The sequence below is a fragment of the Mesorhizobium sp. AR07 genome, assembly GCF_024746815.1.
In the GTDB taxonomy this organism is placed as follows: domain Bacteria; phylum Pseudomonadota; class Alphaproteobacteria; order Rhizobiales; family Rhizobiaceae; genus Mesorhizobium.
This window is the reverse complement of the sequence record NZ_CP080525.1, coordinates 866,765-885,874: the sequence shown is the minus strand read 5'-3', so window position 1 is coordinate 885,874 and position 19,110 is coordinate 866,765. Positions and strand designations below refer to the sequence as shown.

At 61.6% G+C, this 19,110-nt stretch carries 22 protein-coding genes and 1 pseudogene; 6 read left to right on the top strand and 17 right to left on the bottom strand.

Going from position 1 to position 19,110, the window contains the following annotated elements; all coding sequences use genetic code 11:
• Nucleotides 1-209: 209 nt before the first annotated feature.
• Entirely contained in the window at nt 210-1,565 is a 1,356-nt protein-coding gene (locus tag BPNPMPFG_RS04760; protein ID WP_258593480.1) for a DUF7986 domain-containing protein, read from the top strand.
• 130 nt (nt 1,566-1,695) lie between these two features.
• On the opposite strand, the gene BPNPMPFG_RS04755 is transcribed toward BPNPMPFG_RS04760, so the two are convergent.
• From BPNPMPFG_RS04755 to moaA, 12 genes and pseudogenes are all read right to left on the bottom strand, one after another.
• Nucleotides 1,696-2,277 (bottom strand): GNAT family N-acetyltransferase, encoded by a 582-nt coding sequence (locus BPNPMPFG_RS04755; RefSeq protein WP_258593479.1) that lies wholly within the window; start codon nt 2,275-2,277, stop codon nt 1,696-1,698.
• Nucleotides 2,237-2,941, bottom strand: a complete 705-nt coding sequence (locus BPNPMPFG_RS04750; RefSeq protein ID WP_258593477.1) for a DNA alkylation repair protein — start codon at nt 2,939-2,941, stop codon at nt 2,237-2,239. Before BPNPMPFG_RS04750 ends, BPNPMPFG_RS04755 begins: the two co-directional genes overlap by 41 nt.
• 9 nt (nt 2,942-2,950) lie before the next feature.
• Nucleotides 2,951-3,820, bottom strand: coding sequence for an NAD(P)-dependent oxidoreductase (locus tag BPNPMPFG_RS04745; protein ID WP_258593476.1), 870 nt, complete (start codon nt 3,818-3,820; stop codon nt 2,951-2,953).
• 116 nt (nt 3,821-3,936) lie between these two features.
• Nucleotides 3,937-4,806: an ABC transporter permease gene (locus tag BPNPMPFG_RS04740; protein WP_258593475.1), complete on the bottom strand. Its 870-nt coding sequence runs from the start codon at nt 4,804-4,806 to the stop codon at nt 3,937-3,939.
• On the bottom strand, nt 4,803-5,522 hold the full coding sequence (locus BPNPMPFG_RS04735) for an ABC transporter permease (protein WP_258593474.1): 720 nt from the start codon (nt 5,520-5,522) through the stop codon (nt 4,803-4,805). The genes BPNPMPFG_RS04740 and BPNPMPFG_RS04735 overlap by 4 nt, the downstream gene beginning before the upstream one ends.
• 82 nt (nt 5,523-5,604) lie before the next feature.
• Nucleotides 5,605-6,390: an ABC transporter substrate-binding protein gene (locus BPNPMPFG_RS04730; RefSeq protein WP_258593473.1), complete on the bottom strand. Its 786-nt coding sequence runs from the start codon at nt 6,388-6,390 to the stop codon at nt 5,605-5,607.
• 157 nt (nt 6,391-6,547) lie between these two features.
• The gene (gene mobB / locus BPNPMPFG_RS04725; protein ID WP_258593471.1) at nt 6,548-7,051 is read right to left on the bottom strand and encodes a molybdopterin-guanine dinucleotide biosynthesis protein B; all 504 of its coding nucleotides are present in this window, start codon (nt 7,049-7,051) and stop codon (nt 6,548-6,550) included.
• On the bottom strand, nt 7,048-7,680 hold the full coding sequence (gene mobA, locus BPNPMPFG_RS04720; protein ID WP_258593470.1) for a molybdenum cofactor guanylyltransferase MobA: 633 nt from the start codon (nt 7,678-7,680) through the stop codon (nt 7,048-7,050). The genes mobB and mobA overlap by 4 nt, the downstream gene beginning before the upstream one ends.
• Nucleotides 7,681-7,856: 176 nt before the next feature.
• Nucleotides 7,857-8,778 (bottom strand): annotated as a pseudogene (locus BPNPMPFG_RS04715) (DMT family transporter).
• Nucleotides 8,779-8,896: 118 nt separating this feature from the next.
• A complete protein-coding gene (locus BPNPMPFG_RS04710) occupies nt 8,897-9,256 on the bottom strand; it encodes a hypothetical protein (protein WP_258593468.1) in 360 nt (119 codons plus the stop codon).
• Nucleotides 9,257-9,374: 118 nt separating this feature from the next.
• Entirely contained in the window at nt 9,375-9,848 is a 474-nt protein-coding gene (locus tag BPNPMPFG_RS04705) for a hypothetical protein (RefSeq protein ID WP_258593466.1), read from the bottom strand.
• Nucleotides 9,849-9,898: 50 nt separating this feature from the next.
• Nucleotides 9,899-10,894 carry a GTP 3',8-cyclase MoaA gene (gene moaA, locus BPNPMPFG_RS04700; RefSeq protein WP_258593465.1) on the bottom strand — a complete coding sequence of 332 codons (996 nt, stop codon included), beginning with the start codon at nt 10,892-10,894 and terminating at the stop codon, nt 9,899-9,901.
• 200 nt (nt 10,895-11,094) lie between these two features.
• Between moaA and BPNPMPFG_RS04695 the strand changes: the two genes are divergently transcribed.
• Together BPNPMPFG_RS04695 and BPNPMPFG_RS04690 are read left to right on the top strand one after the other, a co-directional pair.
• Nucleotides 11,095-11,448, top strand: coding sequence for a gamma-butyrobetaine hydroxylase family protein (locus BPNPMPFG_RS04695; protein ID WP_258593464.1), 354 nt, complete (start codon nt 11,095-11,097; stop codon nt 11,446-11,448).
• A 72-nt stretch (nt 11,449-11,520) separates the two neighbouring features.
• On the top strand, nt 11,521-12,132 hold the full coding sequence (locus BPNPMPFG_RS04690; protein WP_258593462.1) for a pyridoxamine 5'-phosphate oxidase family protein: 612 nt from the start codon (nt 11,521-11,523) through the stop codon (nt 12,130-12,132).
• Between the two features lie 18 nt (nt 12,133-12,150).
• Here the strand turns inward: BPNPMPFG_RS04690 and BPNPMPFG_RS04685 are convergent, their stop codons facing one another.
• On the bottom strand, nt 12,151-12,603 hold the full coding sequence (locus BPNPMPFG_RS04685; RefSeq protein ID WP_136622585.1) for a MarR family winged helix-turn-helix transcriptional regulator: 453 nt from the start codon (nt 12,601-12,603) through the stop codon (nt 12,151-12,153).
• Between the two features lie 47 nt (nt 12,604-12,650).
• Here BPNPMPFG_RS04685 and BPNPMPFG_RS04680 point away from each other — a divergent pair, with 47 nt between their 5' ends.
• Nucleotides 12,651-13,562 carry an alpha/beta hydrolase gene (locus tag BPNPMPFG_RS04680; RefSeq protein WP_258593460.1) on the top strand — a complete coding sequence of 304 codons (912 nt, stop codon included), beginning with the start codon at nt 12,651-12,653 and terminating at the stop codon, nt 13,560-13,562.
• 13 nt (nt 13,563-13,575) lie between these two features.
• On the opposite strand, the gene BPNPMPFG_RS04675 is transcribed toward BPNPMPFG_RS04680, so the two are convergent.
• Nucleotides 13,576-13,971 carry a rhodanese-like domain-containing protein gene (locus BPNPMPFG_RS04675; protein WP_258593459.1) on the bottom strand — a complete coding sequence of 132 codons (396 nt, stop codon included), beginning with the start codon at nt 13,969-13,971 and terminating at the stop codon, nt 13,576-13,578.
• 127 nt (nt 13,972-14,098) lie between these two features.
• Nucleotides 14,099-14,713, bottom strand: coding sequence for a TetR/AcrR family transcriptional regulator (locus tag BPNPMPFG_RS04670; protein WP_258593458.1), 615 nt, complete (start codon nt 14,711-14,713; stop codon nt 14,099-14,101).
• Between the two features lie 99 nt (nt 14,714-14,812).
• Between BPNPMPFG_RS04670 and BPNPMPFG_RS04665 the strand changes: the two genes are divergently transcribed.
• Nucleotides 14,813-15,574 carry a 3-oxoacyl-ACP reductase family protein gene (locus tag BPNPMPFG_RS04665; protein ID WP_258593457.1) on the top strand — a complete coding sequence of 254 codons (762 nt, stop codon included), beginning with the start codon at nt 14,813-14,815 and terminating at the stop codon, nt 15,572-15,574.
• A gap of 210 nt (nt 15,575-15,784) precedes the next feature.
• Nucleotides 15,785-17,671 (top strand): L,D-transpeptidase family protein, encoded by a 1,887-nt coding sequence (locus BPNPMPFG_RS04660; RefSeq protein ID WP_258593455.1) that lies wholly within the window; start codon nt 15,785-15,787, stop codon nt 17,669-17,671.
• 23 nt (nt 17,672-17,694) lie between these two features.
• On the opposite strand, the gene BPNPMPFG_RS04655 is transcribed toward BPNPMPFG_RS04660, so the two are convergent.
• Together BPNPMPFG_RS04655 and BPNPMPFG_RS04650 are read right to left on the bottom strand one after the other, a co-directional pair.
• The gene (locus BPNPMPFG_RS04655) at nt 17,695-18,177 is read right to left on the bottom strand and encodes a hypothetical protein (protein ID WP_258597061.1); all 483 of its coding nucleotides are present in this window, start codon (nt 18,175-18,177) and stop codon (nt 17,695-17,697) included.
• A 115-nt stretch (nt 18,178-18,292) separates the two neighbouring features.
• On the bottom strand, nt 18,293-19,030 hold the full coding sequence (locus BPNPMPFG_RS04650) for a lysozyme inhibitor LprI family protein (protein ID WP_258593454.1): 738 nt from the start codon (nt 19,028-19,030) through the stop codon (nt 18,293-18,295).
• Between the last annotated feature and the right edge of the window lie 80 nt (nt 19,031-19,110).

Genomic DNA, 19,110 nt, shown 5'->3' with positions numbered 1-19,110 from the left:
CGGCGGATTGGGTGGTGCACTACCCAGGCTTCGCGCCGACAGGTCGAATGGGCGCGATCCTTGTGGGAATCTTGATACGAACAAACGCTGGGAAATCGCCGAAAGTGTCTTGCCCGGTCACAACAGCGGAGCAGAAAATAGACCGGCAATACGATGCCTGCGAACCGACCGCGTCCGTCGTCGCCATCGCCAGAACTTGGAGAAGCACCATGCCAACCGGCCATGATCTCACAGGGCTGATGAAATTCCTTGGCCGTGACGAATGGCGAGGATGTTTCGAGGAAGTGTTCGACGATCATTTCGGCCCGGCTCTCGATGCCTGCGGCATGGAGTTCGACGACCTTTCCGAAACCCTCGGCCACGATTGGGCAATGACCCTCTGGGGCTGCGCCTTCGAGGATTTCCTGACCCAGGACTTCGAGGGCCAAGCCAGCAACATCGTCGATGACTATGTCAAGCGCCGGGGTTGGAAGGAAACCGCGCAATCCAAAGCCTATATGATGGCGCTGCGCACCTCCATCATGAGCTTGTATGAGGTAAGCAACGTAGCGCCAGGACAATCCCTCATGGCGCGCGATCTTATTCGCGGAGGTGAGCCGATCACGGTTAGCGAGGGCACTGCCACGAAGACGTTGAAGCAGTGGGACAGGATCGCTGCACGGATCGTACCTGTCATGGGGAAGAACGTCCTTGCGGGCGGCCTTTTGCCGTTCACCCCGCAGGCTACAGAGACATTGTTCGATGGGCTGCGGGGCACGTTCGGCAAAAGGAATGCAAGGAAGCTACCTGCCTTGAAGGATGAAGAGTTACAGGCGGTGGCATCCATGTTCACTCTGTCATGGTTGTTTGACACCCTCGATAGGGCGATGGGAAGGCCATTGCTGCAAAACAGCGATGGCGACGATATCGTTTTCCACGATGTCCGCTTTCCCTTGGCATCCGGTGTGGCGCAGCGAGATATCGCTGCCCGGTTGAACAGCATTCCAGGCATGGTTCAGGAAAACGCGAAATTCTGGAACTGGATGGAGGAGGTCCCGCAAGGCAGCGACAAGCCAAAAACGGCGGAGGCAACCACACTCGACACGCTGATGGACAGCGGTTGGCGCGTGATAGGCAATGCCGAACTGAAGGACCGCTTGCTGCACCTGTCCGCCAATTCCGCAGCGCGCGCGAAAAATGGGACGGACCTGATCCGCCAGGCCCTCGGCGATCTTGTGCGGACGCCCCTTACCGAAATCCGCACGGTCGAACAGATGATGGCCGAGCGGCCGGGAAAACATACACAAACGCCATCATCGAGCATTCCGCCGGAAATCGCCGAAGAGACCATTCACGAGTTCTTGGATCGCCATTATCTGGATACTCTCGACCAACCGGTCGCAATGTTGGGGAATAAAACACCGCGTCAAGCCGCCAAGACTCCGGCCGGCCGCCAAAAGGCCGCCGATTGGCTAAAATATCTCGAAAACCAGACGGCTAAACAGCCAGATCCTACCCATCCCATGGCCACCTATAGCTTCGAATGGATGTGGAAAGAACTCGGCCTTCGCGACTTACGCCAATAACAACCATGCTACGGTAGCGGCCCTATAATGCACAGGCCTGAAGTATTCCCCAGCCACCGGTCACTTGTGGCCGCGGAGATAGACGAATGGGGCGGATGCGCTTTCAATTCGAGCGCGTCTCACTCCAGCGTCAACGATCGAGCCGCATCAGATGTCGGCGAGAACCGGCCATGCCGGTCTCATGGAACCCACATGCCGCAAACATGTCGCGAAAGCCCATGAAACGGTAGCTCGGCGACGCCTGGTCGACCGGGTAAGCCTCGATAGCCTTGGCCCCCTTGGCGAAGGCGTGATCAATGGCCGCGTCGAGCAGCGCGGACGCCAGCCCGCCGCCACGCAGAGCCCTTGGCACATAAAAACAAACAATCGACCAGATATCGGTCTCGCTGTCGTCCTGTTGGCTTGAAAGCCGGCGATAGGTCTGGCGTGGCGCGACCGAGCACCAACCGACGGTCTTGCCGTCAATATGGGCGAGGATCCCGACCGGTGTGCCGGAGTCGACAAGTGCCATCATGGCCTGCTTTTTCTCGACGTTCTGGACATGCTCGCGGCTGGGCAGAGGACGCCAGGCCATGCACCAGCAATATTTCGGTGCGCCCGGCTGTTCGAACAGGTTTTCGAAATCGACGCGTGTCGAGCGCGTCACTTCCGTGAAGCGGACTTTGCTTCCGTCAGCCTTTCCTGGCGGCGAGGCGCTCGATCGTCTTGGCATCCGATAGTTCCTTCACCGCATCCTTGCCGATCCAGCGCGCGGTCTTGTCCGTCGATTGCGCGAGCCTTTCGGCGACAGCAAGGACAGCACCGTGCATATCCATCGATCGTTTGCCGATCGAACGAAGAGCCCAGTTCACGCCCTTCTTCACGAAGTTGCGGCCGTCGGTGGCATGCGCTTCGATGATCGGCAGGAAGGCGAGAAAGGTTGCCTCCGGCTCATTCTTCCGGTGGACGACAGACCAGGCCATCATGGCAAAAGCCGTGCGTCGAACGAATTCCCTTTCATCGGCCGCGAACTCGTCAATCAGTTCTTTCCAGGCGTCCGTGTCGACGAAAAGATCAGAAACGCCATCGACGATATCCCAGGAGTCGAAGCTCGACGCCCATTGCCTTGCATCCGCGGCAGAAAACCGCTTCGGGTCGGCCGTGACGGAAGCGATGAACTGCGCCTCCATGATGTCAGTCGCCCACAGCTCAAAGGCGCGCTCGTGGTTGCGCTTGATCTTTTTGGCAATCTGCCGCTGCACGCCATGCGGGATGCCAAGCGCACGGTCGATCTTGATGCCGTAGCGCAGCATGCCAAGGCGATTTTCCTCCGAGCCGACCGATCGCAGATGCGCGACGATTTCGCCGGCACTGGATTGGGGCGAAAGCTCGGCCATCGCGAACCCCTATTTTTCGAGGCGCGCCAGCAGTGAGGACGTGTCCCAGCGCTTGCCGCCCATCGCCTGCACATCCTTGTAGAACTGGTCGACAAGTGCGGTAACCGGCAGCCTGGCGCCGTTGCGGTCGGCTTCGGCCAGGCAAATGCCAAGGTCCTTGCGCATCCAATCGACGGCGAAGCCGAAATCATATTTGCCGGCATTCATGGTCTTGTGCCGGTTCTCCATCTGCCAGGAGCCGGCAGCGCCCTTGGAGATGACCTCGATGACCTTCTCGATGTCGAGCCCGGCCTTCTTGCCGAAATGGATGCCTTCGGCCAGACCCTGGACGAGGCCGGCGATGGTGATCTGGTTGATCATCTTGGTGAGCTGGCCAGCACCGGCCGGACCCATCAGGCCGACCATGCGGGCATAGGCGTCGATGACAGGCCTCGCCTTGTCGAAGGCTTCCTGCTCGCCGCCGACCATTACGGTGAGTAGGCCATTCTCGGCGCCGGCCTGGCCGCCGGAGACCGGCGCATCGAGGAACGAAAACCCGCCCGCTTCCGCTTCCGCGGCCAGTTCGCGCGCGACCTCGGCCGAGGCCGTGGTGTTGTCGATGAAGACCGAACCTTTCTTCATCGATTTGAAGGCGCCTTCCGGACCTGTCGTCACCGAACGCAAATCGTCATCATTGCCAACGCAAGAGAAGACGAAATCCTTGTCCTTGGCGGCTTGCGCCGGCGTCACCGCGAGGCCGCCGCCATGCTGGCCAACCCAGTGTTCGGCCTTGGCCTTGGTGCGGTTGTAGACGGTGACGTCGTGGCCACCCTTGTTCCTGAGGTGGCCGGCCATCGGATAGCCCATCACGCCAAGACCGAGAAATGCCACAGATGCCATGAGCTTGCCCTTCAGACCGAAACGAAATTTGCTGCCGAGGGTCTAGGCCCTGCGGCGGATTCGTCAAGATGCTCGCGCCGCCAGCCAGTTGGGCCTGTATTCGATTCCAGAGTTTGTCAGCGTTTCAGGTGGATGGTGATCCGGCGCTCGATCCATTCGATGCCATGGCGCAATATCTCGACCATGACAAGGTAGACGACGGCGACCCAGATATAGGCCTGAATGTCGAAGGAGTTGGCGAAGGCGAGCTTTGCATTGCCCATCAGGTCGTAGACGGTGATGATGGCGACAATGGCCGAAGCCTTGATCATCAGGATGAGTTCGTTGCCATAGGGCCGCAAGGCGACAATCAAGGCTTGCGGCAGGATGATCTTGCGCAGCGTCTGCATTTTGTGCAGGCCAAGGGAAGCAGCACCTTCCCATTGGCCCCTGGGCACACTCTCGATGGCGCCACGCAGGATTTCGGCCTGGTAGGCGGCGGTGTTGAGCGCAAAGGCAAAAACGCCGCAGTTGAACGCGTCCTTGAAAAAATCCCAAAGCGTGAACCGGGCGAAGGTCAGCCCATCGCTGATGACCGGAAGGTAAATACCGAACTCGCTGAGTTCAGGCCGGAAAGAGCCAACGCCGTAATAGACAAGAAAAGTCTGGACCAGCAGCGGCGTGCCGCGGAAAAAGTAGACATAGCAATAGGCGAGGCCGGACAGGATCCGGTTCCTGGACATGCGGCCGTAAGCGACGGGGACCGACAGTATCGCACCAAGCACCATCGCAATAGTGACCAGCGACAGGGTGACCCCGAGGCCTTTCAGATAGGCCGGCGCATATTTGGCAAAGAAGGCGGCATTCCAGGCAAGAACCAGATAGGCAACGATGCCCAGCCCGAAGGCTATCCACAGGCAGACGAGCGCATAGCCGGCAATGCGGGGACGCGGCCAGCCCCGCGCCCGGGGCGGTGGCCGTTCGACCATGGTGGCTGAGGCGCTCATCGTTGCGCCTCCCGCTTGCCGAGCGAGCGCAGGATCGCACTGGTGGCGAAGGACGACACGATTGCCAGGCCGAGAAAGACCAGGGCCGCCAAACTGTAAAACAGGAACGAATGCTTGGTGACGCGAGCGGCCACACCGGCATTGCGCAACGTCTCGGCGAGACCGACGACCGACACGAGCGACGTGTCTTTGAGCAGGCTGAGCCAGCAGTTTTCCAGGCCGGGAAATGCGATACGAAGCAGCTGCGGCAAGATTACCTTGCGCATGGTCTGCCAGTTCGAAAGCCCAATGGAATAGCCACCCTCATACTGGCCCTTTGGTATGGCGCGGAAGGCCGACAGGAAAACCTCGCTGGCATAGGACGAGAAGATCAGTGCCAGCACGATCATGCCGGCGACGAAGCTGTTGACGTCGATGGTCGCATCGGGCCGGAAATATCGGATCAGATGCTGCAGCAGAATTGGCATGCCGAAGAAGAATAGGAAGAGGGTCACCAGTTCCGGCAGGCCGCGGAAGACCGTGGTGTAGATGTTGGCGGCAAGACGCAGCGATGGTTCTTCGGACTGTTTGGCCAGCGCTATAAAAAAACCAATCGTCAGACCGATGGGAAGCGTTGCCAGCGCGAGTGCGATGGTGACCATCGCCCCATAGGCGATGTCGTCCGACCAGCCATCAGGTCCCCAGCTGAGAAGCGTCCATATGGTCGGGCCTTGCATTGACTAGACTTATCTCCTCGACATTCCTGAAAACGAATGCAAAGGCGGCAGGGAATGCCCCTGCCGCCTTAACCTCTGCCTATCAGGTGCCGCTGCCGAAGACGTCGAACTTGAAGTACTTGTCGTTGATTTCCTTGTATTTTCCGTTGGCGCGGATGGCGTCGATGGCCGCGTTGAGCTGATTGACCAGATCCGTCTCGCCCTTGCGCACCGCAATGCCGGCGCCCGGTCCGAAGATTTCGACCGGCTGCGGCGAGGGGGTGCCGAGAATCTTGCAGCAGGCACCGTCCGGTGTGGCCAGCCATTGGCTCAGCACGACAATGTCATCCTCGATGGCGTCAAGCCGGCCGTTGGCGAGATCGGCTTGTTCCTCCGGGCTGCTCGGATAACCCTTGACCGTGCTGTCGGTGAAGGTCTTCGAGGCATAATTGAAATGCGTCGTCGTGGTGGCGACGCCGACAGTCTTGCCGGCGAGATCTTCCTTGGTCACGCCCTTCAGCGTGGTGTCCTTCGGCGCGGCTAGGGCCGACGGTGTGTTGTAGTATTTGTGCGAGAAGTCGACCTTTTGCATCCGCTCTGGCGTGATCGACATCGAAGCGACGATGGCGTCGAACTTGCCGGCCTGGAGGGCTGGAATGATGCCGTCCCAATCCTGGGCGACGAAGGTGCACTTGACCTTCATCTGATCACAAAGCGCCTTGGCGATGTCGATGTCGAAGCCGACGAGCTGGCCATCGGCGGTGAGGTTGTTGAAGGGCGGGTAGGCGCCCTCGGTGCCAATCCTCAGGGTCTTTTCCTGGGCCTGGGCTACGCCGAGCGTCAGCAGCGCAGCCGATGCGGCAAGCGCGATACGCAGTGCAATACGCATGATAGTCCTCTCTTTATGGTCCCGGCCGTCGTTCCAAACGGCTCTGTGGGGCGGTGCTTTTGACCGCCCGCTGGAGCGATACTCCCACTCTTTCCAAGAAAAAAGCAACTGCAAAACCACAAAAATGGGCAAGGCTATTCTGCCGCTGGGTCAGCTCTCAAGCAACGAGCCCGGTGGCGCGCTCGATGAAGTCGGCTATCGACTTTGCATCGTTGAGATCGAACACCGGCAGGTGCTCGCCTTCGGCCGCAAAATCGGCGGCGACGGCGACGATGTTCGGATCACCCGCCGAAAGCGGCGTGCGGTCCTTCGCCTCCAGCCGCCGGGTTTCGATCTTGCGATGCGATTCGCGCTTGTAGCCTTCGACCAGCACCAGATCGCAAGGTGCCAGCCGTGACAGAATCGCTTCCAGCGTCGGCTCTTGCTCGCCGCGCAGTTCGTGCATCAACGCCCAGCGATTGCCGGACACGATCGCGACTTCGGTGGCGCCGGCCTGCCGGTGTCGAAAGCTGTCGGCGCCCGGCTTGTCGATGTCGAAATCATGATGGGCGTGTTTCACCGTCGACACTTTCCAGCCGCGCCGGACAAGTTCGGTGACCAGCTTCTCGGTCAGTGTCGTCTTGCCGGAGTTCTTCCAGCCGGTGATGCCGAAGATGTTCATGGCTTCATGCTTTGCAACAGACGCTCGGCCTGAACAAGATCGTCAGGCATGTTGATGTTGAAGAACGGGTCGATCGATTGGCCTTCGGATTGCGGAACCGGGAATTCGACCTCGACAAAACCATGCCGGTCGATGAAAGCCGAAACCCGTCTGTCGTCCTCATCGACCAGAAAGCGCCGTAAGGCGGCGCGACAGTCCGTCGGCCACAGCGCGAAGGTCGGGTGCCGCTTGCCGGCCGAACCAGCGATGGCGATCGAACCGGGAGACTGATCGGCGGCGGCGGCCAGCCGTTCGACAAGATCGAGCGGCAGGAACGGCGTGTCGCCGGCAGCAGTGACGACCGCCTTACAGGCCGTGTTGGCGGCCGCCCATTCGAGGCCGGTCAGGATTCCGGCGAGCGGCCCGGCAAAACCCGTGACCGTGTCGGCAAGCACTGGCAGTCCGAAGCGCGAGAACCGCGCCGGATCGCCATTGGCACTGAGCGCTTGGGATTCTATCTGTGGGCTAAAGCGCGATAGGACCTGGTCAAGCACGCGACCGCTGCCAAGCGGCAACAGGGCCTTGTCGCCACCGCCCATTCGTCTGGACTGGCCGCCAGCCAGAATGATCCCCGCAACATCTCGCTTCATGCCATCGAGCCTGTACGCCAGCCGCCGGAAATCACAAGAACCTTCGATGGACTGGAGCCTGTTCCATCCCTATGGAGCCGGGATGGGGCTCCCTCTCCTTGTTTGAGCATGATCCCTGGACAAACGGTTTCCGTTTGTCCGAGAACCGGGTTCCACTTTTCGGGATCATGTTCGGGCTAGATTCCGTCCGGCACCATGGTCGGTCCGGTGCTTTCGGCGACGATCTTGCGCCGCCCGACAATCCGCTCGCGGTAGAGCGCATAAAGGCCAGAACCGATGATGATCGTGGCGCCGACGATCATCGGCAAATCGGGAATGTCGGCGAAGATGAATAGGCCAAGCAGGATCGACCAGATCAGGGCCGTGTAGCGGAACGGCGCGATGAAGGAGATGTCGCCCGCCCGCATCGCCATGATGATGAACTGGTAGCCGATGAGCACAAGCACCGCGGCAAGTGCCAACAAGGCGGTGCTGTTTCCCGTCATCGGTGTCCAGCCACCCATTGGCGACAACAGGACCGCGCCGACAATGGTTATGGCAAGTGCTGTCGCGGTCGAAACCATAAGGGTCGGGATGGCCTTGGGAATCCGCTTGGTGGCAAGATCGCGCACCGCACAACACGCGACGCAGGCCAACGCGACCAGCGAGTAGGCGCTGAACCCTGCGAAGCCGGGCCGCACGATGATCAGCACGCCAGCAAATCCGATGGCGATCGCCAGCCAGCGTCGCCAGCCGACGCGCTCATTGAAGACCAGTGCCGCGCCCATCGTCACCGCCAGCGGCAGCGCTTGCAGGACAGCCGAGACGCTGGCGATCGGCAAATGGGCGAGCGCGATCAGGAACGTTACCGTGCCGCCGGCCTCGCCGAGCACGCGCAGCGCAACCATGGGGTCCAGCATCGAGCGTAGCCGGACAAGAGCGCCGCTCCGCCAGGCAAGCAAGCCGACGAAAAGGCTAGCAAACGCGCCTCGGATCAGCATGACTTGCGCCATGTTCATCGATTTGCGACGAATATTTGGATATGGCGTCGTTGAGGGTGAAGCCGGCCATCGCCACCACCATGAACAACGCGCCGCGAAGATTTGGAGAAAGGGGCAAGATGACCACCGGCTCTGCTTTGCATCAAGCCTGTAGCAGTCGGGCATGGAACAGCAACAGCAAAGGGCTGGGCCACAGCCTTGCCTGTGGCCCAGCCCTTGCTGCAACAGCGGCAGGCTTACTTCTTCGGCGTCAGCACCTCGGTGCCGTTGCCTTCCTTGCCGGCGATCGTCCACAGGCCGTGCAGCGAGCCATCTTCCATCACTTTGTAGACGACGAGGCCGATGTCCTTGTCCAAGACATAGCCGGCGGAGAAGGCATCATCGTTGCGCATGCAGATGCCATCGGAAGACGTGCCGCCCGTCTCCCAGTGGATCGTGCAGGTCGTCCCGCTGGTCAGCGCAATGGTGGCTTGGCCATCATAGGACGATCCGTCGAAATTGGTGCCGGCGACGGTGTAGGTGCCGCCGATCGACTGGGCCGCCGCCGGCAGGGCGGCGAGGCCAAGCAGTGCGATAGAAAGAAGAAGTTTGCGCATATGTAATCCCCACTAAGCGAAGAACCGCTGCCGGCAGGAAGCTAGGCCCGAACGCGCTGACGGTAAATCCGCTAACCGCTTGCGGGCCAGACTTTTTCTGGGGTGTGACCGAAAATGCTCACGGCCCCTTGAGGCTGCCGGCGATAGCGCCGACCAGCGGATCGTATTTCGACTTCAGGGCTGGCGGGTAATCGACCCAGACCGTGCGGATGACACCATCCCGGCCGAACAGGCGCCGCTCGTAGAAGACCTTGCCATCCTTCAACCCGGACAGCACCGCCCAGTCCTTGCCTGCCTTGCTGTAGGTGACCTTGTAGCCAGCTTCGTCGCTGGCTTTCGCGGCCGCGACGAAGCCCTTCGGCGTGTCATCATCGATATTGAGGATGCCCGAGCAGATCAGGCTGGCGCCATCGGCACTCAGCCATTCCTGGCCATCGCCATTGTCCGGCTCAGGCTGGCGGTCGGCGAAGATCTCGTCGGGAAAGGTGCAGACGGTGCCGAATCGCTCGTTCACATAGGTAAACGGGGCGGCGATTGAAGGGACTGCCGCGATTGTCGCAAAAATCACCACGATTGCCTGATGGCGCTTCATTCATGCCTCCGTGTCGCTGGAAGCAATCCTGCACCAGATCGGCGAAAAGATCACCCGCCGGTGACGCTCATGTGCCGCGAAACGGAGGGGCGGCTGGTGCGGCGATCGATGATGAAATCATGGCCTTTCGGCTTGCGGCCGATGGCTTCGTCTATTGCCGCGGCGACCAGTTCGTTGCCTTCGGACGCCCGCAAGGGCGCGCGCAGGTCGGCCGCATCCTCCTGGCCGAGGCACATATAGAGCGTGCCGGTGCAGGTCAACCGAACCCGGTTGCAGCTTTCGCAGAAATTATGCGTCATCGGCGTGATGAAGCCGAGCCGTCCGCCGGTCTCGGCGACATGGGCGTAGCGGGCCGGGCCGCCAGTCTTGAAGGGAATGTCGGTCAGCGTGAACTGGCGCTCCAGCGAAGCGCGCAGCAGCGACAGCGGCAGGTACTGGTCCGTGCGGTCGCCCTCGATCTCGCCCATCGGCATTGTTTCGATAACCGTCAGGTCCATGCCGCGGCCATGCGCCCAGCGCATCATCTCGGGCAGTTCGGCGTCGTTGAAATCCTTCAGCGCCACCGCGTTCAGCTTCACCTTCAGCCCGGCCGCAAGTGCTGCATCGATGCCTTGCATGACCTTGCCGAGATGGCCCCAGCGGGTGATCTGATGGAACTTGTCGGCGTCGAGCGTGTCGAGCGAAACGTTGATGCGCTTGACGCCGCAATCGGCGAGCTCGGCGGCGAAGCGCGAAAGCTGCGAGCCGTTGGTGGTCAGCGTCAGTTCTTCCAGCGCGCCGCTGTCGAGATGCCGCGACAGCTGACGCACCAGGTGCATGATGTTCTTGCGCACCAGCGGCTCACCGCCGGTGAGGCGCAATCTCCTGACGCCTTTTTCGATGAAGACCGTGCACAGCCGGTCGAGCTCTTCCAGCGACAGCAGGTCTTTCTTCGGCAGGAAGGCCATGTCCTCGGCCATGCAATAGGTGCAGCGGAAATCGCAGCGGTCGGTAACCGACACTCTGAGATAGCTGATCGTGCGACCGAAAGGGTCGATCATGTCCATGCTTCAAACGTTTCCCGTGGCCGCGAACGGCGTCGTTATATACTGCTATGTGATACGAAGCGGCCGGCCATTCAAGATAGACGGTGTTGATCTTTGGTAACATCCCTGGGCCGACATTGCATGTCGGTCGGCCTCATCAGGCCTTTTCCGCTTTGGCGAAGCGGCGTAGGGAAGGGTGGATTGATACGGGATCGAACAGCATGACCGCACCGAAGGAACTCAGGGTCTCGAAAGACCGCAAACTGCTCTCGGTGATCTTTCCCGGCCATCAGCCGTTCGAACTGCCGGCGGAGCTGTTGCGTGTCGCCTCGCCATCGGCCGAAGTGCAGGGCCATTCGCCCGAACAGCGGGTGACGGTTCCCGGCAAACGCAATGTGGCGATCCTCAAGATCGAGCCGGTCGGCAACTACGCGGTGCGCATCACCTTCGATGATTTTCACGACACCGGCATCTTCACCTGGAATTACCTGCATACGCTCGGCCACGAGAAGGATGAGCGCTGGAATGCCTATCTCGCCGAGCTTGCGGAAAAAGGCCTGAGCCGCGACCGCTAGACTGATCCCGTCATTGTCGTCAAAACGTCATCGATGAGGAGTAGCGCCGGCAAAGGTTCGGAGACGAAAAAGATGTCCGTCATCACCACGGTCGAGCAGCTCGAGGCACTCTATGGCGTTCCAGGCGAGGCCTCGCTGGTCAAGGAACTCGATCACGTCATTGCCGAATATGCCGCCTTCATCGAGGCTTCGCCCTTTGTCGCCCTGGCGACCAGCGGCCCGGAGGGGCTGGACTGCTCGCCGCGCGGGGATCTCGCCGGCTTCGTGCGCATCGTCGATCCGAAAACGCTGATGATGCCGGACCGGCGCGGCAACAACCGTGCCGATTCGCTCCGAAACATCATTCGCGATCCGCGCGTCGGCCTGCTGTTTCTGGTGCCCGGCTCCGGCACGACGCTGCGCATCAACGGCCGCGCTCATATCACCACGGATACAGCGCTGTGCGCGTCATTCACGGTCGACGGCAAGGCGGCACGCTCGGTCACTGTCATCGACGTCGATTCGGTCTATTTCCAATGCGCCCGTGCCATCGTGCGCTCCGAACTCTGGAATCCGGCGAGGCATGTCGATCCGAAGTCGCTGCCGACGCCCGGACAGATTCTGGAAATCACCAGCCGCAAGAATATAGACGGCGAGGCCTACGACAAGGAATGGCCGGAACGGGCGAAGAAATCGATGTGGTAGGCAGACTGAAAGGGGCCGTTACGCCTCCTTCAGCACCTCATAGATCTTGCGCATCTGCTCGCCGATCATGTCGCATTGTTCCGGTGTCGACTGGCTCATCGCCTTCTCGATCAGCGCCATATGCACTTTCAGCGCCTGCATCAGCAGTGCCTCGCCGGCTTCGGTCAGGGCAAGCCGCAGGATGCGCTTGTCCTTCTCGTCGCCTTCGCGACGCAGCAGGCCACGCGCCTCCAGCTGCGGCAAAAGCATGGTGATGTTGGACCGGCCGACAAGCAGCTTGCGGGCGAGGTCGTGCTGCGACATGCCGGGGTGGCGGTAGAGGTTCATCAGCACGTCGAGCTGCGCCGGCTTCAAATCGAGCGGCGCGAGCTTTATCGCCAGCGTGCGCTCAAGCACATGGCAGGCGCGCGCCACCGCGACCCAGTTGCGAAAACGCGGGTTGTCCCAAGGTAGCTCTTGTTTATTGTTCATCTTTGAACTATTATGTTCATGCTTGAACGTATGGATGGATTCTCACTATGGCATCATTCGGGCTGAAGGTCATCCGGGGGGTGTTTGGTGCGGCCGAGCGCATTGCGCCGCGCCTGACCGGGCGCGCGGCATTCGAGCTGTTCTGCCGTACGCCGAACGTGAAGGCGCTTAGCGATGGCGAACGCCGCGCCGTCGACCGTGCGGCCGAGTTCATGACCGAGGCGCGCCATCATCGGCTGAAGACCGCAACCGGCTGCGTCATGGTGCACGAATTCCGTCCGGAGCCGGGCAGGGCGGCGGCCGGCACGGTGCTTGTCGTCCATGGCTGGCGTTCGCGTACCGAATACATGCGGGCGCTGATCGAAGGCTATCGCGCCGCCGGCTACAGGGTCGTTTCGCTTGACCTGCCAGGCCATGGCCAGTCGCAGGGCCGACGGCTGAACATGGTCAATGCCGTGGATGCGATGCGGGTTGCCGGCGAATGGTTCGGCCCGTTCGTGGCGGTGATCGGCCATTCCTTCGGCGGCGCCGTCGCCGCCAATGCCATCGCCGGTTCGGTCAAGAACATCCCGCCGCTGGTGGCTGGACGTCTGGTGCTGATTGCGGCGCCCAGCTCCCTGCCGGCGATCTTCGCCGACTTCAGCCGCATGCTCAATGTCGGCCCGCGCTCGCAGGTCGCCATGGCGGACCGTGTCGAACGCCTTTCCGGCCGGCCGCTGCACGAATTCACCGGCGACCGCCAGCTCGCGCATGCACCGGTGCCGACCCTGGTCATCCACGCACCGGACGATCGTGAAGTTCCGGCCGATCACGCGACACGCTATGCCGGCGCCGGCGGCCATGTGCGGCTCTATTGGGCGGACGGGCTCGGCCACCGTCGCATCCTCGCCGACAGAGGCGTGGTCGAACGCGCTGTCGGCTTCGTCGCGGAGCATCGCGAGCCGTCGCGGCTGCATTGAGCGGCGATAGAAGCTATTTCTTCTTCTCGCCGGGTTCGACCGGCAGTCCGGCCGCCTTCCAGGCGGTGTAGCCGCCAAGGATGTGCTTGACCGGCGACAGCCCCATGTCCTGCGCCGTCTTGGTCGCCAGCGCCGAACGCCAGCCACCCGCGCAGAAAAAGACAAAACTCTTTCCCGAAGCGAAGAACGGCTTGTGGTAGGGGCTTTCGGGGTCGATCCAGAATTCCAGCATGCCACGGGTGACATGTTTGGCGCCGGGAATCCTGCCGTCCCGTTCGACCTCGCGTGGATCGCGCAGGTCGACGAAGATGGTCTCCTCATCGTCGAGCAGCCCGGCGGCTTCCTCCGGCGACACAACCTCGATCTCGGCATTCGCCTCATCCAGCAGTTCGCGATACCCCTTTTTCATGAGACTTGTCCTCCGACCGCGCATTTGGCTGGCTTAGATTCCCTTGTCTTTCGCAGGTTCTGATCGCAAAACCTTGGGACACTTTTGCGGAACCTGCTTGGATTTGCAGCACAATAGCTGGCGTTTGTCACGCTCTGTCCGCGCCGGCCATCACCTGCCACGCCGCCATCGCGCCGGCCACGGTTGCCAGCAGGGCCGAATGCGAGGCGCCGTCGCGGGCCTGGATCGACATGCCATGCTGGACCGTGGCGTAGAAGGTGGCGGCAGCGCTGCAGTCGAAACCCGCCGGCAGTTCGCCTTCGGCGACGCCACGCTCGAGGCGCTTCCGCAGGGCGGTATGGTTTTCGGCGCGGCGACGGCGCAGATCGTCACAGATGGCGCCGCGGCTTGAGTCCTGATGCAACGCACCGAGCGCGATCAGGCAACCCTGCGGGCGATCGGTCTGCGCATAGGCTTTCGCCGTCAGGCGCAAAAATTGTTCGATCGCCAGCCGCGCGGTCGGTGCTTTCTCAAGCGCCAGCCAGATGTCGGCACCCTCGGTGCGTGAATAGAGGTCTGTCGCCTCAAGGAACAGTGCCTCCTTGCTGCCGTAGGCGGCATAAAGGCTGGGCGAATTGATGCCCATGGCTGAGGCCAGGTCGCTCATCGACGCGCCTTCATAGCCTTTGGCCCAAAAAACCTCCATCGCGCAGCGCAGGGCCGCGGTTCGATCGAAGGTGCGGGGGCGGCCTCGTTCCGACATGATGCTCTTTTCTGTGTTGATCGATACATAATTCAGTTGACGGCGACGGGCAAGGCTGACAGGTATTTATATATCGATCACTACAAAAAGGAGAAATCGATGTCATTTAACCAACTGGCTGGCAACCAACTGGGCGGCAAGGCCGCGCTCATCACCGGCGGCAGCCGTGGCATCGGTGCGGCGATCGCGCGAAGGCTCGCGGCCAATGGTGCCAGCGTTGCGATCACCTATGTCAGTGGCGAGGAGCAGGCCCTCGCGATCGTTGGGGAAATCGAGGCAGCTGGCGGGCGAGCCATCGCGATCAAGGCCGACAACCGGGATGCCGCCGCCATAGATAAGGCGGTTGAGGACGTCGCGACCGCCTTTGGTCGGCTCGACATCCTGGTCAACAGTGCCGGTATCTGGCGCGCGGCTTCCATCGAGACATTGTCGCTGGCCGATTTCGATGAGACCATGGAGGTCAATCTGAGAGCCTCGTTCATCGCCTCCAAGGCGGCGGCGGCCCATATGGGCGAGGGCGGCCGGATCATCTCGATCGGCAGCAATCTCGCCGAGCGCGCCACCGACACCGGCCTCACCGCCTATTCGGCGAGCAAGGCAGCGCTGGTCGGCCTGACCAAGGCGCTGGCGCGCGACCTTGGCCCGCGCGGCATCACGGCCAACGTCGTTCATCCAGGCTCGACCGACACCGACATGAACCCGCAAGATGGCCCGCATGCCGAGCACCAGAGGCAGAAGATGGCAACGCCGCGTTTCGGCAAGGCCGACGAGGTCGCCGGCATGGTCGCCTGGCTCGCCGGCCCGGAAGGCCGCTTCGTCACCGGCGCCGCGCTGACCATCGACGGTGGCGCCAACGCCTGATCCGCGATGGGATTGCCCGGCCGGAGCGGAAACACCCGCGCCGGCCGTCACGATGTTGTGAAACCGTTCTGCAACAGGCGCTCCAAAATTTATGGAAGCTTAACGAAATCAGTATGAATCGGTATAGTCGCGCCTTACATCCGCCATGCGGTGAGCGAGATCGTCTAGCGATGCGGAACGGGAACCGGTTACAACCGGAGCGGGTGATCCATGAAATTCCTCGGAAAGAAAGCAACCGTGATGCCACTGGTGGCGATCTCGGCAACGCTGGCCTTCGGCGTGCCTCAGGCAGGCGCGCAAGGGCTCTTTGAAATGCTTTTCGGGGGTGGCATCAAGCACGCTCCGCAAGGTGAATTTCCGCCTCCACCGCCGAAGCACAAGCCCAAAGCACCGGCCGGCGGCGGTGGCGGCGGCGTGAAAATCAGCGGCCCGTCCTATTACACCTACAAGGCCGATCGACTGGTTCGCATCGACTTTTCGGCACTGGCCGCGGCACCGCTGCCGGCGACGCCACAGGACGCCGCTTTCGTCCCGTCGGCCACGGGCGCCGCTTTTCGCGATGCGGTTGCCGGCTTGAGCGACTATGAACTCTACGCCGAGCCTGACATCGCCAAGGCGCTGATCGCCTATTACTCGGCCAATCCGGATTTCATCTGGGTGACCGGAACCAGCCTCAACAGCCGCGCGCAGGATGCGGTGCGGGTGCTCGGCGAGGCTTCAAGCTACGGCCTCACGCCCGCCGACTATACGGTCGACGTGCCCGCTGCCGGCACATCGACGACTGATGCCAATGCGCAACTGAAAGAACTCGTCCGTTTCGAGATGGCGCTGTCGGCGCGCGTGCTGCGCTATGCCCATGATGCCCAGAACGGCCGCGTCGAACCCAACCGCATGACCGGCTACTATGATTTCCCGGCCAAGCCGCTCGACTTGCAAGGCGTGTTGAAAACGCTGGCGCATACCCAGGAAGTGCGCACCTATCTTGAATCGCGGCATCCGCAGAATGCGGAATACCAGGCGCTGCGCGTCGAACTGGAATCCTTGCAGGCAAGCGCCGAAAACGAAATCGTCGTCGACCCCAAGCTATTGCTGAAGCCCGGCGAAACCAGCCCGGAATTGCCGAAGCTGCTGACCTTGATCGCGCGCAATCTGGACGACGAAATGGGCGGCGCCTATGGCGAAATCCTGTCCCGGCTGGCCAGCAGCCAATTCTACGACCCGGAACTGGTTCCGGTCATCAAGGCTGTGCAGCAGAAGGCAGGCATGAAGGGTGATGGCGTCATCGGGCCGCGCACCGTCGCGTCGCTGGCCGGAACGTCCAAGGCCGACAGGCTGCTGAAGGTTGAGGTGGCGCTGGAGGAACTGCGCTGGCTGCCTTCCGATCTCGGCAGCCCGCGTGTCTTCATCAACCAGCCGGCCTTCACCGCGAGCTACATCGACAATGGCGAGGAAAAGCTGAAGACGCGTGCGGTCATCGGCCGGACCACCAACCAGACCGCCTTCTTCTACGACCAGATCAAGCAGGTCGACTTCCATCCGTATTGGGGTGTGCCGCAGTCGATCATCGTCAACGAGATGCTGCCCAGACTGCGCAACGACCCCGGCTATCTCGACAGGGCCGGCTACGAGGTGACCGATTCGCGCGGCAAGCGTGTCCCTTCGTCGGCGGTCAACTGGGGTGCCTATGGCGCCAACATCCCCTTCAATGTGCGCCAGCAGCCAAGCGAAGCCAATGCGCTGGGCGAGCTGAAAATCCTGTTCCCCAACAAGCACGCGATCTACATGCACGACACGCCGCAGAAATCGTTCTTCAAGCAGGACATGCGTGCGCTCAGCCATGGCTGCGTGCGACTGCAGGATCCGCGCGGCATGGCGGCGGCGGTGCTCGGCACCTCGGTCGACGATATCGCTGAGAAGCTGAAGCACGGGCATTCGACCGAGGACGTGACGCGCAAGATCCCGGTCTATGTCGCCTATTTCACCGCCTGGCCTGACATGTCCGGCAAGGTCGAATATTTCGGCGACGTCTACGATCGCGACTCGAAGCTGAAGCAGGCGTTGGACGCCACCGAGGCGGTTCGCTCACCGTCGAGTTGAGCAGAAGTCCTTCTTGGCTGCTTTTAATGCTCCGACAGCGGCCGCCGAAAACCGGCGTCCCGCCCGGCGATCAGCCAATAGACCAATCCGGCGACAAGGCCGGCAGCGGCGATGATGCCGATGTCGGCCCAGCGCTCAGGATCCATGTCCTCCGCCGAACTTGGCCAGATCAGGAAGAAACCGCCGGCGGCGGCCGCGGCGCCGAAGACCATGTGCAGCAGGAAATTGCGCAGAGCGAAGAATTCGGCAATCAGCGCGAAGATGAGTGTCTGCAGTGCGGTAATCACAATCGTCACGAAATAGATGAACATGCCGAGTGGTGGCACCGCCAGCGCCGCCAGCGGCGTAACGCCCGCGAAGTCGAAGTACCCCGGCGCGTTCGGCAACGAACTGAGTGCGGCGTAGATCGCAGCGACTGCGATCAAGCCGACCAGTACCGACACAAAGTAGCCGGCAAACATCATCAAAACGCGCTTCAATATGTGCTTCGCCGTCACCATGCCCATCCCCCCATGCGGCGCAGTCAACCGGCCCACTCAGCCATCAAAGACGATCCGGCGCAAGGAGGGGCGCAGAGCGCTACCCTTTGGCAAACTTTCGCAGAGCACGATGCAGAGCCAATCAGGCGCCGCCGCACAGATGCTGTGAGTCCGGCAGAGCCCAGGTCCCTTTCGCGACGAGGTTTAGGGAATAATAGATCCGACCACGCTCATCGCCCTTGGGGCAATCCCTGGGAATCGACATCAGGCACATCACGACCGGTTCGCCGACTTTCGAACTGACCAGGCCTGCTTCGCGATCGTAGGAGACAGCGGTGCCGCCATTGGTGAATGTCGCGGCACTGCCTGCATCCGGACTGGCCGTTTCCAGTGGATCGTCGCCAAGCCGCGCGGTCAGCGTCTCGATATGGGTGGACGCGCATTGCCCGATTGCCGAGGGCAGGGGTTGGTCAATCCCTTTCGGGTTCCGCGCGGCGGCTTCCAGCGCCTTCTTGCCGATCAACGCGATGTTGTAATCCTGCACCCATGACGGCCCATTGCCATAGGTTAGCAGCGCGTTGTTCTGCGCGCTAACAATGCAGGCAGCATCGCTCCCGCAGGCATTCCGGTCGGCGATCAGCCCACGAGCGATCTTGCGCTTGTCGCCGAACTCCGGCTCGAAACCCTTGAACGCCTTGGAGATGAGCAGGTCGATGGCCGAAAGCTGAGGATCGGCACAGATCGCCTTCTCCGCCGGCAGGCCAGCCTTGCCGCAGTCGAAGGACGGCCCGTCAGCCCGCGCCGGTGCGGCCCCAAGGACCGAGCCGGCCAGGACGATGGCGGGCACAGCCGAAAAACAGGTTCGAACGGAAAATCGCATGATTGCCCCCAAGCCAACGGGATTGCCCAAGGCGCAGCCCACGCCCTGGCATCAGTCCATACACAAACAGTGGACAATTT

Bases quoted from the DNA above. Each gene is read 5' to 3' on its own strand.
- BPNPMPFG_RS04760 (WP_258593480.1), top strand. From the start codon at position 210: ATGCCAACCGGCCATGATCTCACAGGGCTGATGAAATTCCTTGGCCGT.
- BPNPMPFG_RS04755 (WP_258593479.1), bottom strand. From the start codon at position 2,277: ATGCCAAGACGATCGAGCGCCTCGCCGCCAGGAAAGGCTGACGGAAGC.
- BPNPMPFG_RS04750 (WP_258593477.1), bottom strand. From the start codon at position 2,941: ATGGCCGAGCTTTCGCCCCAATCCAGTGCCGGCGAAATCGTCGCGCAT.
- BPNPMPFG_RS04745 (WP_258593476.1), bottom strand. From the start codon at position 3,820: ATGGCATCTGTGGCATTTCTCGGTCTTGGCGTGATGGGCTATCCGATG.
- BPNPMPFG_RS04740 (WP_258593475.1), bottom strand. From the start codon at position 4,806: ATGAGCGCCTCAGCCACCATGGTCGAACGGCCACCGCCCCGGGCGCGG.
- BPNPMPFG_RS04735 (WP_258593474.1), bottom strand. From the start codon at position 5,522: ATGCAAGGCCCGACCATATGGACGCTTCTCAGCTGGGGACCTGATGGC.
- BPNPMPFG_RS04730 (WP_258593473.1), bottom strand. From the start codon at position 6,390: ATGCGTATTGCACTGCGTATCGCGCTTGCCGCATCGGCTGCGCTGCTG.
- mobB (WP_258593471.1), bottom strand. From the start codon at position 7,051: ATGAACATCTTCGGCATCACCGGCTGGAAGAACTCCGGCAAGACGACA.
- mobA (WP_258593470.1), bottom strand. From the start codon at position 7,680: ATGAAGCGAGATGTTGCGGGGATCATTCTGGCTGGCGGCCAGTCCAGA.
- BPNPMPFG_RS04710 (WP_258593468.1), bottom strand. From the start codon at position 9,256: ATGCGCAAACTTCTTCTTTCTATCGCACTGCTTGGCCTCGCCGCCCTG.
- BPNPMPFG_RS04705 (WP_258593466.1), bottom strand. From the start codon at position 9,848: ATGAAGCGCCATCAGGCAATCGTGGTGATTTTTGCGACAATCGCGGCA.
- moaA (WP_258593465.1), bottom strand. From the start codon at position 10,894: ATGGACATGATCGACCCTTTCGGTCGCACGATCAGCTATCTCAGAGTG.
- BPNPMPFG_RS04695 (WP_258593464.1), top strand. From the start codon at position 11,095: ATGACCGCACCGAAGGAACTCAGGGTCTCGAAAGACCGCAAACTGCTC.
- BPNPMPFG_RS04690 (WP_258593462.1), top strand. From the start codon at position 11,521: ATGTCCGTCATCACCACGGTCGAGCAGCTCGAGGCACTCTATGGCGTT.
- BPNPMPFG_RS04685 (WP_136622585.1), bottom strand. From the start codon at position 12,603: ATGAACAATAAACAAGAGCTACCTTGGGACAACCCGCGTTTTCGCAAC.
- BPNPMPFG_RS04680 (WP_258593460.1), top strand. From the start codon at position 12,651: ATGGCATCATTCGGGCTGAAGGTCATCCGGGGGGTGTTTGGTGCGGCC.
- BPNPMPFG_RS04675 (WP_258593459.1), bottom strand. From the start codon at position 13,971: ATGAAAAAGGGGTATCGCGAACTGCTGGATGAGGCGAATGCCGAGATC.
- BPNPMPFG_RS04670 (WP_258593458.1), bottom strand. From the start codon at position 14,713: ATGTCGGAACGAGGCCGCCCCCGCACCTTCGATCGAACCGCGGCCCTG.
- BPNPMPFG_RS04665 (WP_258593457.1), top strand. From the start codon at position 14,813: ATGTCATTTAACCAACTGGCTGGCAACCAACTGGGCGGCAAGGCCGCG.
- BPNPMPFG_RS04660 (WP_258593455.1), top strand. From the start codon at position 15,785: ATGAAATTCCTCGGAAAGAAAGCAACCGTGATGCCACTGGTGGCGATC.
- BPNPMPFG_RS04655 (WP_258597061.1), bottom strand. From the start codon at position 18,177: ATGGGCATGGTGACGGCGAAGCACATATTGAAGCGCGTTTTGATGATG.
- BPNPMPFG_RS04650 (WP_258593454.1), bottom strand. From the start codon at position 19,030: ATGCGATTTTCCGTTCGAACCTGTTTTTCGGCTGTGCCCGCCATCGTC.